Annotated in this window: 15 protein-coding genes; 9 read left to right on the forward strand and 6 right to left on the reverse strand. The window is 52.0% G+C overall.

Annotated features, from left to right (window positions below; translation table 11 throughout):
• Positions 1-59 precede the first annotated feature (59 nt).
• Positions 60-413, forward strand: coding sequence for a VOC family protein (locus tag IE076_RS16760; protein WP_189437929.1), 354 nt, complete (start codon positions 60-62; stop codon positions 411-413).
• 60 nt (positions 414-473) lie between these two features.
• Here IE076_RS16760 and IE076_RS16765 read toward each other — a convergent pair whose 3' ends face one another.
• A complete protein-coding gene (locus tag IE076_RS16765) occupies positions 474-1,736 on the reverse strand; it encodes a multidrug effflux MFS transporter (RefSeq protein ID WP_189437930.1) in 1,263 nt (420 codons plus the stop codon).
• Between the two features lie 300 nt (positions 1,737-2,036).
• On the opposite strand from IE076_RS16765, the gene IE076_RS16770 reads away from it, so the two are divergent.
• Entirely contained in the window at positions 2,037-3,278 is a 1,242-nt protein-coding gene (locus IE076_RS16770; RefSeq protein WP_189437931.1) for a hypothetical protein, read from the forward strand.
• An 11-nt stretch (positions 3,279-3,289) separates the two neighbouring features.
• Here IE076_RS16770 and IE076_RS16775 read toward each other — a convergent pair whose 3' ends face one another.
• Both IE076_RS16775 and IE076_RS16780 read right to left on the reverse strand, forming a co-directional pair.
• The gene (locus tag IE076_RS16775; protein WP_189437932.1) at positions 3,290-3,736 is read right to left on the reverse strand and encodes a GtrA family protein; all 447 of its coding nucleotides are present in this window, start codon (positions 3,734-3,736) and stop codon (positions 3,290-3,292) included.
• Positions 3,736-5,256: a UbiA family prenyltransferase gene (locus IE076_RS16780; protein ID WP_308936438.1), complete on the reverse strand. Its 1,521-nt coding sequence runs from the start codon at positions 5,254-5,256 to the stop codon at positions 3,736-3,738. The genes IE076_RS16775 and IE076_RS16780 overlap by 1 nt, the downstream gene beginning before the upstream one ends.
• 456 nt (positions 5,257-5,712) lie before the next feature.
• Between IE076_RS16780 and IE076_RS16785 the strand changes: the two genes are divergently transcribed.
• From IE076_RS16785 to IE076_RS16810, 6 genes are all read left to right on the forward strand, one after another.
• Positions 5,713-7,341, forward strand: coding sequence for a peptide ABC transporter substrate-binding protein (locus IE076_RS16785; protein ID WP_189437934.1), 1,629 nt, complete (start codon positions 5,713-5,715; stop codon positions 7,339-7,341).
• Positions 7,342-7,435: 94 nt separating this feature from the next.
• Positions 7,436-8,359 carry an oligopeptide ABC transporter permease OppB gene (gene oppB, locus IE076_RS16790; protein ID WP_189437935.1) on the forward strand — a complete coding sequence of 308 codons (924 nt, stop codon included), beginning with the start codon at positions 7,436-7,438 and terminating at the stop codon, positions 8,357-8,359.
• Between the two features lie 11 nt (positions 8,360-8,370).
• Positions 8,371-9,300, forward strand: coding sequence for an ABC transporter permease subunit (locus IE076_RS16795; protein ID WP_189437936.1), 930 nt, complete (start codon positions 8,371-8,373; stop codon positions 9,298-9,300).
• Between the two features lie 11 nt (positions 9,301-9,311).
• On the forward strand, positions 9,312-10,166 hold the full coding sequence (locus IE076_RS16800; protein WP_189437937.1) for an ATP-binding cassette domain-containing protein: 855 nt from the start codon (positions 9,312-9,314) through the stop codon (positions 10,164-10,166).
• A 2-nt stretch (positions 10,167-10,168) separates the two neighbouring features.
• Positions 10,169-11,029: an ATP-binding cassette domain-containing protein gene (locus IE076_RS16805; protein WP_189437938.1), complete on the forward strand. Its 861-nt coding sequence runs from the start codon at positions 10,169-10,171 to the stop codon at positions 11,027-11,029.
• Between the two features lie 135 nt (positions 11,030-11,164).
• Positions 11,165-11,572: a GFA family protein gene (locus IE076_RS16810; protein ID WP_189437939.1), complete on the forward strand. Its 408-nt coding sequence runs from the start codon at positions 11,165-11,167 to the stop codon at positions 11,570-11,572.
• A gap of 2 nt (positions 11,573-11,574) precedes the next feature.
• Here IE076_RS16810 and IE076_RS16815 read toward each other — a convergent pair whose 3' ends face one another.
• On the reverse strand, positions 11,575-12,771 hold the full coding sequence (locus tag IE076_RS16815) for a benzoate/H(+) symporter BenE family transporter (RefSeq protein ID WP_189437940.1): 1,197 nt from the start codon (positions 12,769-12,771) through the stop codon (positions 11,575-11,577).
• 291 nt (positions 12,772-13,062) lie between these two features.
• On the opposite strand from IE076_RS16815, the gene IE076_RS16820 reads away from it, so the two are divergent.
• Positions 13,063-14,058, forward strand: a complete 996-nt coding sequence (locus IE076_RS16820) for a UDP-glucuronic acid decarboxylase family protein (RefSeq protein WP_189437941.1) — start codon at positions 13,063-13,065, stop codon at positions 14,056-14,058.
• 23 nt (positions 14,059-14,081) lie between these two features.
• Here the strand turns inward: IE076_RS16820 and IE076_RS16825 are convergent, their stop codons facing one another.
• Both IE076_RS16825 and IE076_RS16830 read right to left on the reverse strand, forming a co-directional pair.
• Entirely contained in the window at positions 14,082-14,741 is a 660-nt protein-coding gene (locus tag IE076_RS16825; protein WP_189437942.1) for an SDR family NAD(P)-dependent oxidoreductase, read from the reverse strand.
• Positions 14,742-14,812: 71 nt separating this feature from the next.
• Positions 14,813-15,742 carry a nuclear transport factor 2 family protein gene (locus IE076_RS16830; protein WP_189437943.1) on the reverse strand — a complete coding sequence of 310 codons (930 nt, stop codon included), beginning with the start codon at positions 15,740-15,742 and terminating at the stop codon, positions 14,813-14,815.

Genomic DNA, 15,742 nt, shown 5'->3' on the forward strand with positions numbered 1-15,742 from the left:
ATATTGGAGATTTGCAGGACAGGCTTTCTAGAACCCCGATTTTCATCAAGGAATTCAAAGTGATAAAAACTGGCAAGATCAATTATATCGAGATGCCCGCTGCCGATCTGAAAGCAGCCAAGGCTTTCTATAGCAATGCATTGGGTTGGACGTTCGAGGACTACGGGCCTGACTATACAGCCTTCAACGATGGCAGTTTTAACGGCGGCTTTTTTAAAGCAGATCTATCCTCATCCACCGCAAACGGGGCCGCGCTGGTTGTCTTGTATGCTGAAGATCTGGAAGCGCTGCAGGAAACCCTGCAAAAGCACGGGGCCCGTATCCACCGAGAGATCTTTTCGTTCCCGGGCGGGCGCCGGTTTCACTTTCTGGACCCGAACAACAATGAACTGGCCGTTTGGTCAGACAAGTAAGCGGAGAGGGGAGATTCCCCTCTCTAATAATTTTCTGGCCTGTGTCATTACCACAGGCTTTTAAGCGCTAGCTTCTCCAGCGAGACCATCTGAAAACGCGACCTTTTCAGCCTTCTGCGCTCTTGCGCCCATCATCACCAGTACAAGGGCCATGCCGCCAAACACACAGAACGCAAAGGACAACGGCAGCAAGGTCTGGTCGTAGGCCCGCCCCATAAGCACAGAAAGGATAAGCGCGATGAAGGTCGTGGATGCGCCAATCAATGTGGCGGCCAATCCTGCCAAATGTCCAAGCGGCTCCATCGACATGGCGTTCAGGTTGCCGTTCAACATCGGTTGACAGAAGAAGGCGAAGGAAAGATACGTCATGAACAACCACAAAGGCGGCGTGGTAGCAACAAAGAGCAAGTAAAGTGCAAAGGCCAGACTGGATACAATCTGGATACTCAGCGCAGCTCGGCACATGTTCTGCATACCGATCCGTCTGACAATACGGCCGTTGACGATTGAGGCCATACCGAACACGACGGCAATCCCGGAGAAGTAGAGTGGGAATGTCTCATGGATATCAAAAATATCCGCAAAAATTGGTTGAGCCGTGCTGAGGTAAGTCAGCATGGTGCCAAACACAAATCCAGCAGCAGCCGTGTAATACATCGTCGCTTTGTGGCTCGTCACCTCAAGCACGCCAGCCCACAAAACGCGCGGAGTGATGGTACGGCGATTTTCCGGCTTGAGCGTTTCGGGCTGTCGCAAGGCAAGCCAGGTACAGGCAACACAAGCCATGAGAAGCATAATAACAAAAATCGCGCGCCAGCCAGCCGCGAACAGGACACCTTGACCGATCAAAGGCGCCAGCGTGGGCACAACAATAAAGACCGCCGTTACAAACGATAGGATACGCGCCATTTCCGCGCCGGAATACTTATCGCGCACAATTGCCATCACAACTGTCCGGTGTGCACTTGCTCCGATGCCCTGCAGCAGGCGACCAAAAATCATCATAGGCAAAGAGGTTGCTGTTGCTGCGAGCACAGCCCCCACGGCAAACACAACAGAACCGGCATACACGGCTGGCTTTCTCCCAAAGCGATCCGACACCGGGCCAAAAATGAACTGCCCTAAGCTCAACCCCAGAAACAGCGCGAAAATAATGAACTGAACGTTGTTAGGATTTTCTACGTTCAAGTCTTTTCCGATAATAGTAAAGGCCGGCAGTACAGCGTCAGTTGAAAGCGCCATCAGGCTTGTCAGCGTTGCCATAAGGGCAACAAATTCAACCGTTCCCAGGCTTGCGCCTGCGGCTTTGGGAGAGTCCGACATGAGGATATTCCTGTTTCAATCCCAGCCGTTTTGCGGGTGTGCTTTCCGCAGTGGGGCGTGAGATCAACCGTTTTCACGGCATAATTTGTGGGAGCAATATCCTTCACCTATCAGGCAAATAAAGTTAAATCAAGATTTGAGATAGATTGAAATTAATAACGAGGTTTGACGAATATGCCCACGCTCAGAGGCAACCAAGCGCATAAACGGCTCGCTCATGCGATTCCGGAGCAAATTGTCGGGTCTTAAGAAGACACTAGGATTCTTGGTGTTATTACTCTCCCATATTTTGGGGGCAATATGATTTTAATTGAGCGATTTAGAGGAGCACTCCTCCCACTTATTCTGGCCGGATTGGTTTTCATTCTTTTGGCAGCAATCGTGTTTCGAATGGCTGGGGAGCAGCCGGAGAGCAACTCCTACGCCTTGCTGGCTGACGCTTTTTTGCACGGCAGATTTTATGCGGAAAGCTGTTTTGATCTGGACTGTGCGCTTTATGAGGGACAGGTCTATGTGATCTTTCCACCCGTGCCAGCATTGATCGCTCTGCCATTTATTGCGATTTTTGGCATCGGGTTTCATCAGTTCATTGCACTAGGAACCGTTTGCTTTGCAATCACCGGGGTCGTCTGGTGGCAACTCACGCGCCACTATCAGGAAGATTTCCGGTTGGCACTGCTGCTCGTCGTGGCATTTCTGTTTGCTACTCCGCTGCAATACACGGTGCTCCGTGCTGATGGGGTTTGGTTCTTTGCCCAAGCCGTCGCTGTGATGCTCACTTCGTTGGCGCTATGGTCCGCGCTGATAAAGCGGAACGCATGGCTTGTAGGGCTGTTTATTGGCCTTGCGTTTCTCACGCGCCAGATGAGCATCCTTTATATGCCGTTCTTCTTTGTTTTGATGACACCAGCTGACAGGTCCATCTTCGACATTAATTCCGAGAGCATTCGGCGTCTGCTTAAACTTGCTGTCTTCCCCGCACTCGCCATCTTAGTGTACTTCGCCTACAACTACGCCCGTTTCGGCGATCCTATGCAGACCGGCTATTCGTATATCTTTCCACCTGAATGGGATTACATGGGGAACCCTGAGGCCAAGTGGATCGACAACCGGGTTCAGGATTTGGGCCTGTTCCACAAGGATTACCTGATCTTCAACCTGGCACATTTCTTTGTGCAAGGGCCAAATCTGGAATTCTCCGGTAAGTATCTGACACAACTTAGTGGTTTCGGAGACAAAGGCATCGCGCTCTTTATTGGCGCGCCGTTCCTGCTGTATTTCTTCCTCGCCAAGTGGAACCGGGAATACCTGTTTGCTGCTCTTACAATTGCACTTATTGCGGGCGTGACACTCTTCTATCACTCCAACGGCTTTTCTCAGTATTCAGTGCAGCGTTACGTATTGGATTGGCTGCCGCTGATGATGCTTTTCGTTGTCAGAACAATCAGCAAAGACAACATTGGGATCTTCGCACTTCTCGTTGCGCAGGCCTTGTTCCTAAATGTCGCCATGCAGGCCCTTGCGCTTGCCGCAAATGGTTGAGGTAAAGCGCATCAAGCTTGGCGAAAGGTGATGACCTTATGACCGAGGTAATTTGTGACCGCGCCAACAGCGATGGCGACACCATGCGCCATCGCTTCTGCGATCATGAGCGGGAGCAGGCGCACCATTAGCTCACTGAGCCCGACCGACAGTGCCAACACAACAAACGCAGAGAAAAAGTTCACGCCCAGGAACACAAGGATCTGCCGTTTGGCACTTTCAGGCTTGTCCGCATTAACAAACACAAAATGTTTGTAGAGCGTGTATCCGATGCTCATGCCGATGAAATAGGCTAGCAACACCGCAAGCCAGAACGGCAGGAACACTGAGAGACCGATCCGCAAAACCCAGTTTACAAACGCAGCAAAGCCCCCCGCGAATAGGAAACGAACGACCTGACGGAATTCCGGACTGGTCTCATAAGTGGACTTAAGCGCAGCGAGGCGAGCAGCAACCATCAGATCACATAGCCTCCGAAACTTGCGCAAAGGAACAAGACCCCAAGCAGAACCCCAAGCACAAGACTCTGCCTATCTTTGAGCGCAAAGACGACGGGATCATCGTTCAGTTCCAATCGCTGGCATTTGAGCCAGATTCTTCCTAACCAGAGGAAGAGGATTGGCGGCATGCCCCATAATAAAGCTGGCACCGAATAAAAGTTCGCGTTGAACGCCTCGTTGGTCAGGTAAAGCACCATCACTAGCGTAGCCGCCAGCCCACTTGCGGCACCCATTCCAAGAAGCACCGGCAGGTCAATGTTTCTGTAACCACGACCCGACATGCCACCGTTTGTGCCCGCCTCTACGTGGCGGCCAAGTTCCGTATGTCGTTTGGCCAGTGACAGAGACAGGAACAGATACATCGAAAAGACAAACAGCCAGGGTGAGGGCGGCACATCAACCAGCGTCACACCAATCCCAAGGCGCATGGTAAAGAGCGCTGCCAGAACGGCAGTATCGAGCAGAGGCACTCTTTTCAGATAAAAGGAGTAGGCAACCGTGGTTGCAAGGTAGAAGAAGAAACCCAACACCACAAAGGAACCGAGAGCGCCTGCAATCGCAAAGCTGAAGGCAAAGCCGAGCGGAATAGCCAGCAGCGCATGCACGATCTTGAGTTTGCCCGAGGCCAGTGGCCGTGCCTTTTTGGTCCAATGCTGACGGTCCGCATCAAGATCCCACAGATCATTCAGCAGATAGGTAGAGCTCGCAAGAATGCCCAGTGCGATGAACCCCAGTGCCGCAGTTGTCCAAGCCAAAGGATTCAAGGCCTGACCACCCAGGATAAGTGGGACAAAGACCAGCGTGTTCTTGGCCCACTGATGAAGGCGTAAGCTCTTCAGGAATGGCCGCAAGAAACCGTCAGGTCTTACGAAGGTCTTCTCAACTTCCCCGCATTGAGTTGCTCTCTCTGAGAACTTCTTGGTTGGATGTACAACCAAAGATTGTTTTGCCCGTTTGAATACCGGAATATCTGAAGTACTATCACCAGCATAAGCAAAACCATCCGGACATTTCTCTACCAAATAGTTGGCTTTGTTAATCGCCTTTAAGTTGGTCGTGCCGTCACTTGCGTAAACTTCCTGAATAAAGCCGAGTTGTCTCGCAATTTCCTTCGCAAAAGTTTCGTCAGTAGCCGTCGCCATGTGCACCAAACGGCCTTTCTCAGCCTGCGCCCGCGCATAGGCGACCACATCCTCATTCAAAGGCAAATTTTCGACCGATAAATCAACCCGATGCGCCAGCTGCTGCTTGGCATAGGCGCGGCCACGCAAAAGCCAGAAGGAAACAACAAATAAATTCAAAGGGTTTGCTTTGAGAAACAAAATTAGCGCCTCAAAGAAACAATCCGTCCGAATTAAAGTGTGATCAAGATCTAAAATGAGTGGGGGTTGTAGATCATCCCCCCTTGATTGCTCAAGACTTTGAATATCTTCCATATGCCCACCTGAAGACTCTGCCCGGCGAATAGTATGGAGCATGAATACCTAACCAATTACTCGCATTCTTGGTTAATCTCAATTTGAAACGATTCAGATATTTTTTCTTGGAAATTTTTATTGCGACGATAACTGCGAAAAATGCTGCAAAAGCCTAGGATTGAGCAAGGTTTCTGCGCAATCTCATTAGGGATATTACCCCCAAGATATCAATGTGTGGCCGTTTCTGGGCAAGAATACAATTGAATAAGACAAAAACTAGGTTAGAGTACGTACCGGGATGTGCGTATCTACCGGCAGCGAGGGCAACTGAGCATAAAGCCACTCGTGGGGAGCTGCTAAAGGGAGAAATAATTTCTATTTCGTGTTGCTCTCAGGAAAATATGCAATTTTTCGGGGTCACTCTTTTATTGAGGTGACCTCCAAATCCTATTGAAAAATGTATTCAAGTCGGCGCTGTTGGGGAACAGGCGACCGATGTAGTGAGGAGATTCCTAGATGAAATTCAGCAAAAGTTTTCTATTGGCGAGCGTAGTAAGCACTGCACTGCTATCTACCTCTGCATTTGCTGCGGGCGTTCATCCAGAGACCGGCGAGAAACTCGCTGACGACCAGACTTTCACTTACCGTATTCTTGACGAGCACTCTTCCTTTGACCCACAGGTCAACGAAGACGTATCTGGCTCCGAGATCTCACGCAACCTTTTTGAAGGTCTTTACAGTCAGGACAACCTCGGCAATCTGGTACCAGGTGTTGCACTGAGCCATACTGTTTCTGACGACAGAAAGACCTACACTTTCAAGCTGCGTGACGACGCGAAGTGGTCTGATGGCAAGCCAGTAACCGCAGGTGACTTCGTGTTTGCATGGCGCCGCCTGTCTAGCCCGGAACTGGCTTCTCCATACCAGTGGTATGCTGAGTTGATGTCCGTTGAGAATGCGGATGCAATCGTTAAAGGCGAAATGAAGCCAGAAGAACTCGGCATCAAGGCTCTGGACGATCACACTCTTGAAGTAAGACTGACCAAGCCATTGCCTTACTTCGCGGCAATGACCACACACTCAAGCACCTTCCCATCTCCATCCTGGGCGATCGAAGCACACGGTGAAGCTTGGACCAAGCCAGAAAACATCGTTTCCAATGGCGCCTACAAGCTGGTGAAGCACGTTCCGCAGGAAACTGCTATTATGGAGCGGAATACCCATTACTGGGACAACGCGAGCACCATCATTGACAAGGTTGAAACCCTCGTCATCAACGATGAGAACATCGCTCTGACGCGCTATCTTGCAGGTGAAACAGACCGTACGGAAATTCCAGCTGGTCAGTTCCCGCGTCTGAGCAAAGAGTATCCAGATCAGGCCGTGGTTTTCCCACGTCTTTGTTCTTACTACTACACATTCAACTTGTCTGACTCTGGTCCAGAAGAGTTTAAAGATGTTCGCGTTCGTAAGGCTCTGGCCTACGCTATTGACCGCCGCGTCATTACCGAAGGTGTAATGCAGGGGGGACAGTTCCCAGCTTATACCTTTACACCTGCTGTGACTGCGGGCTTCGAGGTTCCAAACGTAGACTTCGCTGGCTGGTCGCAAAAAGAGCGCGATGCAAAAGCGAAAGAACTCCTAGCAGCGGCTGGCTACACCAAAGACAACCCGCTTGAGTTCGACATGGTTTACAACACCTCTGAAGGACACAAGAAAATCGCTATTGCGATGAGCCAGATGTGGAAGCAGAAGCTCGGTGTCAAAGTCAACATGAGCAACATGGAATGGAAAACATTCCTGAATGAGCGTGGCAACCAGAACTTCGAGCTTGCTCGCGGCGCATGGTGTGGTGACTACAACGAAGCCTCCACCTTCCTGGATCTGATGGATTCAGAATCTGGTTACAACGACGGAAAATTTGCAAACGCTGAAGTCGACCAGCTGTTGTCCGATGCGAAGTCAATGACTGCTCCTCAGGCGAACTACACGCGTATTGAAGAGATCATGGCGACAGAAATGCCAATTATTCCGATCTATCACTACACCAACGTGTACATGATGAACGCTCAGTTGAAAAACTGGCCGATCAAAAATGCTGAGCAGAACTGGTACGCAAAGAACCTCTACAAAGTTGCGAAGTAATCCAGCAATCAAGAGCACCGGTGTCTCAGACACCGGTGTTTTTGCATCTTCCTGTTGCTGAAACACCAGTTCTTCATACGAGACATTAATAACAATGCTCAGCTACATCCTACGAAGAGTGGCTATCGCAATTCCAACATTGCTGCTGCTCACAATAATATCATTCCTGCTCATGCATGCGGCTCCCGGTGGTCCATTCACATCCGAGCGTGCCCTTCCTCCTGCAGTTCTTGCCAATATTGAAGCCAAGTATGGCCTGAACAACCCGATATACGTGCAAATCATCAACTATATCGGCGGAATTATTACAGACTTCGACTTCGGTCCGTCCTTCAAATACAAGGACCGAAGCGTAAACGACATTATCGCAAACGGTTTTCCAGTCACCCTGACCTACGGCTTCCTGTCGTTCGCAGTGGCTGTGCTTGTTGGAGGCGCGCTTGGTATCGCAGCTGCGCTCAAACAAAACAGCTGGCTTGACTACTTTGCCGTTGGCGTCTCTATCGGCGCACAGGTCCTGCCAAACTTCGTTATGGCACCAATCCTTGTTCTGGTCTTCACACTATGGCTGGGTTGGCTCCCCGGTGGCGGTTGGAATGACGGGCAATGGAACCACCTGATCCTGCCGGTCATCGCACTTTCCACCAGCTACATGGCATCGATTGCTCGCTTGACCCGTTCATCCATGCTAGAAGTGCTGCATACAAACTTTATCCGCACGGCCATGGCCAAGGGCCTACCGTACAGAGTTATTATCTTCAAGCATGCGCTTAAACCTGCGCTACTGCCTGTCATGTCTTATCTCGGCCCTGCGTTCGTCTCCATGATCACAGGTTCGGTTATTATCGACATGTACTTCTCCACCGGTGGTATCGGGCAGTTCTACGTCAACTCTGCACTCAACCGGGACTACGCTGTAATGATGGGCATTACGATCCTCATCGGCGGTCTCACCATTCTCTTCAATCTCATAGTCGATATCCTGTACGCATGGGTCGACCCGAAGATTAGATACTGAGGGCCGAGCACATGATGGTAGATGTTCAAAAAATGGAGCAGTTCGCAGAAAATCTGGCTGCTCAGGAAGAAGTACAAGGGCGTTCCCTGTTTGCGGATGCCCGTCGCCGCTTCTTTAAAAACAAGGCTGCAGTAGTCAGTTTGATTGTTTTGTGCTGTGTGTTCGCTTTCTCAATGTTCGGTCACATGATTGCTGTATGGCCGAACGATGAGATGGATTGGGGCATTCTGGGACAGATCGCCGAACTAGGCGCACCAAGCATTGAGAACGGTCACTATTTTGGCGTTGATGAGCTTGGCCGCGACCTGTTCGCCCGCGTGGTACAGGGAACCCAGATTTCCTTGATGGTCGGCATCGTTGGTGCTTTGATCGCAGTGATCGTTGGCACCCTGTACGGCGCAATTGCGGGTTACACAGGTGGCAAGGTCGACAACGTCATGATGCGTATCGTCGATATTCTGCAGTCCATTCCGTACATGTTCGTTCTGATCCTGCTACTGGTTGTGTTCGGGCGATCAATCTTCATGCTCTTTGTGGGGATCGGCCTGATTTCCTGGCTCGATATGTCCCGTATCGCACGCGGTCAGACGCTCACGCTGAAAAACAAAGAGTTTGTTGAAGCGGCGATGGCTACTGGCGTGAAGCCTCTCACGATCATTCTCCGACACATCGTGCCGAACCTGCTGGGTGTTGTGGTTGTGTATTCAACCCTGCTGGTCCCACAGATGATCCTGACCGAAAGCTTCATTTCATTCCTTGGTCTGGGCGTACAGGAACCAAACACCAGTTGGGGCGCGTTGATCGCTGAAGGCGCAGGAACCATGCAGTATGGCACTTTGTGGCAACTGGCGTTCCCGATGTTCTTCTTCATCATCTCTCTGTTCAGCTTTTTCTTTATCGGCGACGGGTTGCGCGATGCGCTTGACCCGAAAGACCAGTAGGAGGTGAAATCGTGGCACTCTTGGATATCCAAAATCTACGGATCACCTACGACACCCCGGACGGAGTGGTAGAAGCCGTAAGAAACGTAAACCTGACGATCGACAAAGGCGAAACCCTTGCGATCGTGGGTGAATCCGGCTCTGGTAAAAGCCAGACTGCCTTCGCGACCATGGGGCTTTTGCCTCATAACGCGCAGGTTTCCGGATCAATCAAGTATCAGGGTCAGGAAATCATCGGGCTCTCGCACGAAGAGATGAACAAGCTTCGCTCCAACGAGATCGCTATGATCTTCCAGGATCCGATGACCTCCCTGAACCCGTATCTGCGCATTTCGGACCAGATGGCTGAAACGCTCATATACAATTCGCCAGACGGCAAGCGCATGAAGAAGAAAGATGCGATTGCTGAATGTGTGCGTATGCTGGAAGCGGTGAAAATCCCGAATGCAAAGAACCGCATTCACCTTTACCCGCATGAGTTCTCCGGCGGTATGCGTCAGCGCGTGATGATCGCTATGTCCTTGCTTTGTCGTCCAAAACTGCTGATTGCAGATGAACCGACAACAGCACTGGATGTGACCGTTCAGGCTCGCATCATGGATCTGCTGGTGGAACTTCAGGAAGAGTTCCACATGGCGATCGTTCTCATCACCCACAACCTGGGCATCGTGGCGGGCTCCTGTGAGCGCACCATGGTCATGTACAAAGGTGAAGTGATGGAGCAGGGCTCGACGGTCGATATCTTCGGCAAGCCAAGTCATCCATACACGCAAGGTCTGTTAAGCGCCGTTCCGCGTCTGGATCAGGACGAAGAACGCCTGATCACGCTGGACCGCAGTTTTGAAACCCAACTGGCGGAGGGCTGATTTTGAGCACGAAAGAGCCAATTTTGTCCGTTCGCGATATGCGGGTGGAATTCAAGATCAAGAAGCAAAACGCATTGCCCTGGCAAAAGCCAGACATTCTGCGTGCTGTGAAGGGTGTGTCCTTTGACCTCGCAGCAGGCGAGACATTGGGCATCGTGGGTGAATCCGGATGCGGCAAGTCCACTTTGGCCCGCGCGATCATTCGCATGATCCCGTCCCAGGGCGGTGAAGTGTTCTGGCAGGGGCGGGATCTGATGAAGATGAACGAGAAGGAACTTTTGGGTATCCGCAAGGAAATCCAGATGATCTTTCAGGATCCTCTCGCATCCCTTAACCCGCGCCTGACTGCTGGTCAGATCATCGCAGAGCCGCTGAAAACGCATTACCCGAACACATCCAAGGATGAAGTGAAGAAGCGCGTTCGCGAACTCATGGAAAAGGTTGGCTTGTCCGGCCGGATGATCAACCGTTATCCGCATGAGTTCTCAGGCGGCCAGTGTCAGCGTATTGGTATTGCACGTGCATTGATCACCAATCCAAAGATGATCATCTGCGATGAGCCTGTTTCCGCGCTCGACGTGTCTGTTCAGGCGCAGGTGGTGAACCTGCTGATGGATCTGCAAAAAGAGCTGGGCTTGTCCCTACTGTTTATTGCGCACGATCTGAGTGTGGTTAAGCACATCAGTAACCGCATCATGGTTCTGGAGTTTGGCGACATCGCTGAACTCGGCGAAGCCCATGAGGTGATCAACAACCCGCAGAGCCCTTATACCAGAGAGCTCATCAACGCGGTGCCGATCCCCGATCCGATTGCGGAGCGCAAACGCATTGCAGAGCGCCGCGCCTTAGAAGCAAGCGCGTAAAGCCCTTATTTGTATCACGGATGCAACAGGCGGCGGGGCAAATGCTCCGCCGTTTCTTTATGTTTTGCAACGCAAGAACGGCACTGCCACACTACAGTCCCAACCTATTTCTCTGCCTTCAAGGCTATCATTATTATGAGTGAAACACATCAAGGCTCCTGCCTGTGCGGGACCGTTCAATTCAAAATTCAGGGCACTTTCAAGAGCTTCTACTTTTGCCACTGCAGTCATTGCAGAAAAGGCACAGGCTCCGCGCATGGGTCCAATCTTTTCTCCTTTGATGCAGACTTTACCTGCACCAGCGGGGAGGAGGCCATCAAGTCCTACCATGTTCCCTCCACCCGCCATCAACGAAGCTTTTGCGAAAGCTGCGGTTCTCCGGTCCCGACTTATGACCGCGAACACAACTTCCTCGTAGTCCCGGCAGGCTCACTGGATACACCCGTGCATGCAGAGCCGACGGCACGCATCTTTATGGGCAGTAAAGCAAATTGGGATGAGCATCTGGAAGACGTTCCCAAGTTTGAAAAGCTTCCTGCGTAACCTCAGGCTTTCTCGGAGGTCTGCTCGCTTTGCAGATCTCCCTGCTTCCAATCCATCCAGAACTTCAGCCCCATGCCAACCAGCAAGCCCCAGAACGCAGCGCCAATGCCGAAGAAGGACAGGCCAGAAGCTGTGATCAGAAACGTCAGGATGGCGGGCTCGCGGCTCGGGGCGTCTTTCAGCATGCCCTGAACAGAGACCATCAGCGTTCCGATCAAGGCCAGTCCAGCAACGCCGCCAATCAAGATACGTGGGGCCAGCTCGACAACACCAACGAATCCGGCTGAGAAGATGCCAAACAGAATGTAGACCACACCTGCAACAACCGCCGCCCAATATCGTTTCGTCGGGTCCTTGTGCGCATCTTCATTGGCGCAGATGGCCGCTGTGATCGCAGCAAGACTAATACCGTGCCCACCGAAGGGAGCGCTCAGAACCGATCCAATGCCGGTCCAGCTGAAAAGCGGGCCGGGCGTAGGCTGATAGCCAAAGCTACGTAGGATCGAGACACCCGGAATATTTTGGGAGGCCATCGTCACGATATAGATCGGGATACCAATCCCGATCAAAGCGGCAAGTGAAAACTCCGGCATCACAAATACCGGCGCCTGCACCAGCTCAAGCGAGCTGAGGTTCGAAGTATCGGCGTGAAAGTAAAGCACAACAAGAAACGCAAGCAAAGCAGCAGGAACAGCCAGCAGCTTGTTGATCTGCCCAGCTACGAACCACGCCAGCACCACAGGCAGGGCAAGCGCCGGAATCTCGGCGACAGCCTCAAATGGCACCAGACACAAGGGCAGGATCACCCCCGCGAGCATGGCTTGTGCCAGTGGAACGGGAATCATAGCCACAATGCGGCCCAGAGGTTTCCAAAGACCAGTGATAACCACAAGTACACCTGCAAACATGAAGGCACCAACCGCCACCGCGAACCCACCTTCGGGAACGCCGGAGGTTGCCAAGAGCGCTGCGCTGGGTGTGGACCACGCAACCGAAATCGGAATGCGCTTCCAAAGACTGAAGCCAATTCCGCAAAGCCCCATTGCGACGGAAAGCGCCATCAGGCCGGACGTTGCTTGCGCAGCGGTTGCACCAACACCGCTCAGTCCATGTAAAACAATTGCAAAAGAACTGGCAAAACCGACAAATGCAGAAAGGATGCCAGCGCTGGACGCACTAGCGGAAAACGAGGAATTCATTGGAGCCCTGCCACAAGCGTTGGCGTGAACCACTCAAAAGTTGGGGAACAGAGAAGTCACGAGAGGCGTGAGGAAATACACCTACAATGCTAACAGCAGTACCGTGTGGAGCAAGCCTTCAACAACCAAAAATATTTGAAATTTGCTCAACTAAAGCGTGTGTACGCTCATCCCTTTGAAAACACGCCGATTTTTCTCTAGCCGAATTATCGGGAGAGGTTTTTCAATGTTTACCGCTCAAGACAGGCTGATAGGCTTCCTCCATCTCTGACAGTATCGCGGGTTGACCTTATGATCTCGCTTGATGATCGGCGCAGGATTCTTGTTACGGGAGGTTCCGGCTTTCTAGGCTCCTACTTGTGCGAGAGGCTTTTAATGGCGGGACACGAAGTGCTGTGTCTGGACAACTTCTTTACTGGTGCACGTATGAATGTGGAACACTTACTGGACCACAAGCGCTTTGAACTGCTGCGCCACGACGTATGCCAACCGCTGTTTGTGGAGATAGACGAGGTCTACAATCTGGCCTGTCCGGCCTCGCCCATTCACTACCGCTTAGATCCAGTGCAGACCACTAAGACCAGCGTGCTTGGTGCCATCAACATGCTTGGGCTGGCAAAGCGCGTGAAGGCCAAAATCCTTCAGGCATCCACCTCGGAAGTCTATGGTGACCCGCAGGTTCACCCGCAGCCGGAAGAGTATTGGGGCAATGTAAACCCTATTGGCGTACGCTCCTGCTACGACGAAGGCAAACGCTGTGCGGAGACCCTGTTTTATGACTACCACCGTCAGAACAACGTCAATATCCGGGTCATGCGGATCTTCAATACGTATGGGCCGCGCATGCATCCCAACGACGGACGGGTCATCTCCAACTTCATCATGCAGGCGCTCATGAACAAGCCGCTCACACTTTATGGAGACGGACTGCAAACCCGCTCCTTCTGTTACCGTGATGATCTGGTGGACGGAATGATCAAGCTGATGAACGCGCCCGATCACATTTCCATGCCCGTCAACATGGGCAACCCCAACGAATTCACTATCAAAGAACTTGCAGAGCTTGTGCTGGAGCTAACCGGGTCCAAATCCCGGATCATCCGGGAACCTCTTCCTCAGGATGATCCGCTCCAGCGCAAACCGGAGATCGGCCGTGCCCGCGAATATCTCGGGTGGCAGCCAACCACCGAGCTGAGAGAGGGGCTGGTCAAAACCATCCAGTATTTTGAGGAGCTCCACTCCAAATACACCCAAGCAGAGGCGCTAAAGCTTGTTCAGGCACAGTAAGGCAATTTTGTGTTTGTTTTCAGCTACCAGCCCATGGGCCGGTGATTGCTGAAGAAGCCGCCGGTGGGGCCATCATCCAGAAGCGTTGCAAGACAGATGGCAGTGGCAGCACCCTGGTCTGGCGTCAGCGGTGCAGCAGTGCCGCCTATGCGCGTTGCCACCTTGCCCGGGTCCACGGAGTTGATTTTCACGCATCCCGGTAGTTCTCGTGAGAGGGTGAGCGTCAGAGCATTAAGCGCGGCTTTGGCCACACCAGATGCACCGGGTCCCGCCAGCCCTTCTGTAAACGATCCCCAGTAGGAGCTGACATTGACGATCCGGCCATAGCCCCTGTCGATCATGGCGGGCGCAGCACGCCGGATCATGTGATAGGGGCCATACAGCATCACTTGCAGGCTTTCGTCAAACTGGGCCGGATTTTCCAGCAACGGCGCTTCGTAATAAACGCCAGCATTGTTCACCAGAACGTCAATAACACCAATGTCGTCATAGGCTTGTTCGATGGAGCGCAAGTCCGTCACATCCAGCTGCACATGGCCGCAGTCCAGTTCTTTAGCCGCTTGTGCGCCAGCCTCCGCATTGCGTGACCCGATGATGACATCAAGGTCTTTACTCTTCAGGCCCTTTGCGATTGCAAAACCTATGCCTCTGTTGCCTCCGGTAATTAACGCGCGTCTGGCCATCTGGTACCTCGGTTACAGTTCAAACAAAGATCTCTTCCCCACCAACAAAACCCGGCATCAGCAGGCGCTTATCATGGCCCATTGAGTGTAAAGTCGTCCAAATCCTTCCCCTCTTCAAGGTCATACGCAAAGCGGAAAGGATCAGGGTTAAAGTACTCTCGGTAATATTGAATTTTTCCATCAGGCACGTGGAACAAGCCACCATAAACCTGATTGTATTCCCGCCCCGTGGTCAGAATTTCCACTTCACCTATGAACTGCGCGAACACCCATTCCGGCGACATCATGGGGTAGAATTTCAGATTGGACGTAAAGTCCGCTTCGCCTGCACTTTCCGGCCATGTGCTGTAGTACTTGATAAGGTTTTCCTTGCCCTCGATCACATCGGGAAACCCTTCAGGCGCATACGGCATATCCAGCACCGCTTTGTCGGACCATACACCTGCCAGAGCTTCCATATCCTTGTTTTCAAGGGCCGTTAGAAAGCGTATCACCATCGCATGCGTCATTTGCCTCTTTAGGAAATCCGGCGGGTTCGCTTTGGCGTTGCGTCTGGCAACCTCCAGAATATCTGCGTTTTCATTCTGGTGCTTCAGTACAAAGTGGTGCATGAAAATGCGCCAGTGATTGCTGCGTTTGTGAAGGCGGAAGTAGTAGAGGCCTTCCACCTCCCACAGTTTGTCATCAACAAAGAGCTGGTTGAAGACACCGCACGATGCATGTGCGATGTCTCCCTCAAAATGCACGCTGATATCACTCAGGGTATGCCGTACCTGATCAAAGCCCGGCAACAACTCTGCCCAGTCCGCCAGTTGCTGCTCGCGGGTTTGCTTGTGCACCATGTCTTTAAACAGTGAGCTGTAGTCGATCTCGACATGATCGCTGTAAAAGTGCCCCAAAGTATCGAAGTCCGCTCGGTCAAAGCAGTTCACAACACCTTCCAGCACTGTGGTTATCGCCGCAATATCCTTAGCATTTTCAAAGTCACTGGACTGGCGCAT

Origin of the sequence: Pseudovibrio japonicus (assembly GCF_014651595.1) — a bacterium.
Classification (GTDB): domain Bacteria; phylum Pseudomonadota; class Alphaproteobacteria; order Rhizobiales; family Stappiaceae; genus Pseudovibrio; species Pseudovibrio japonicus.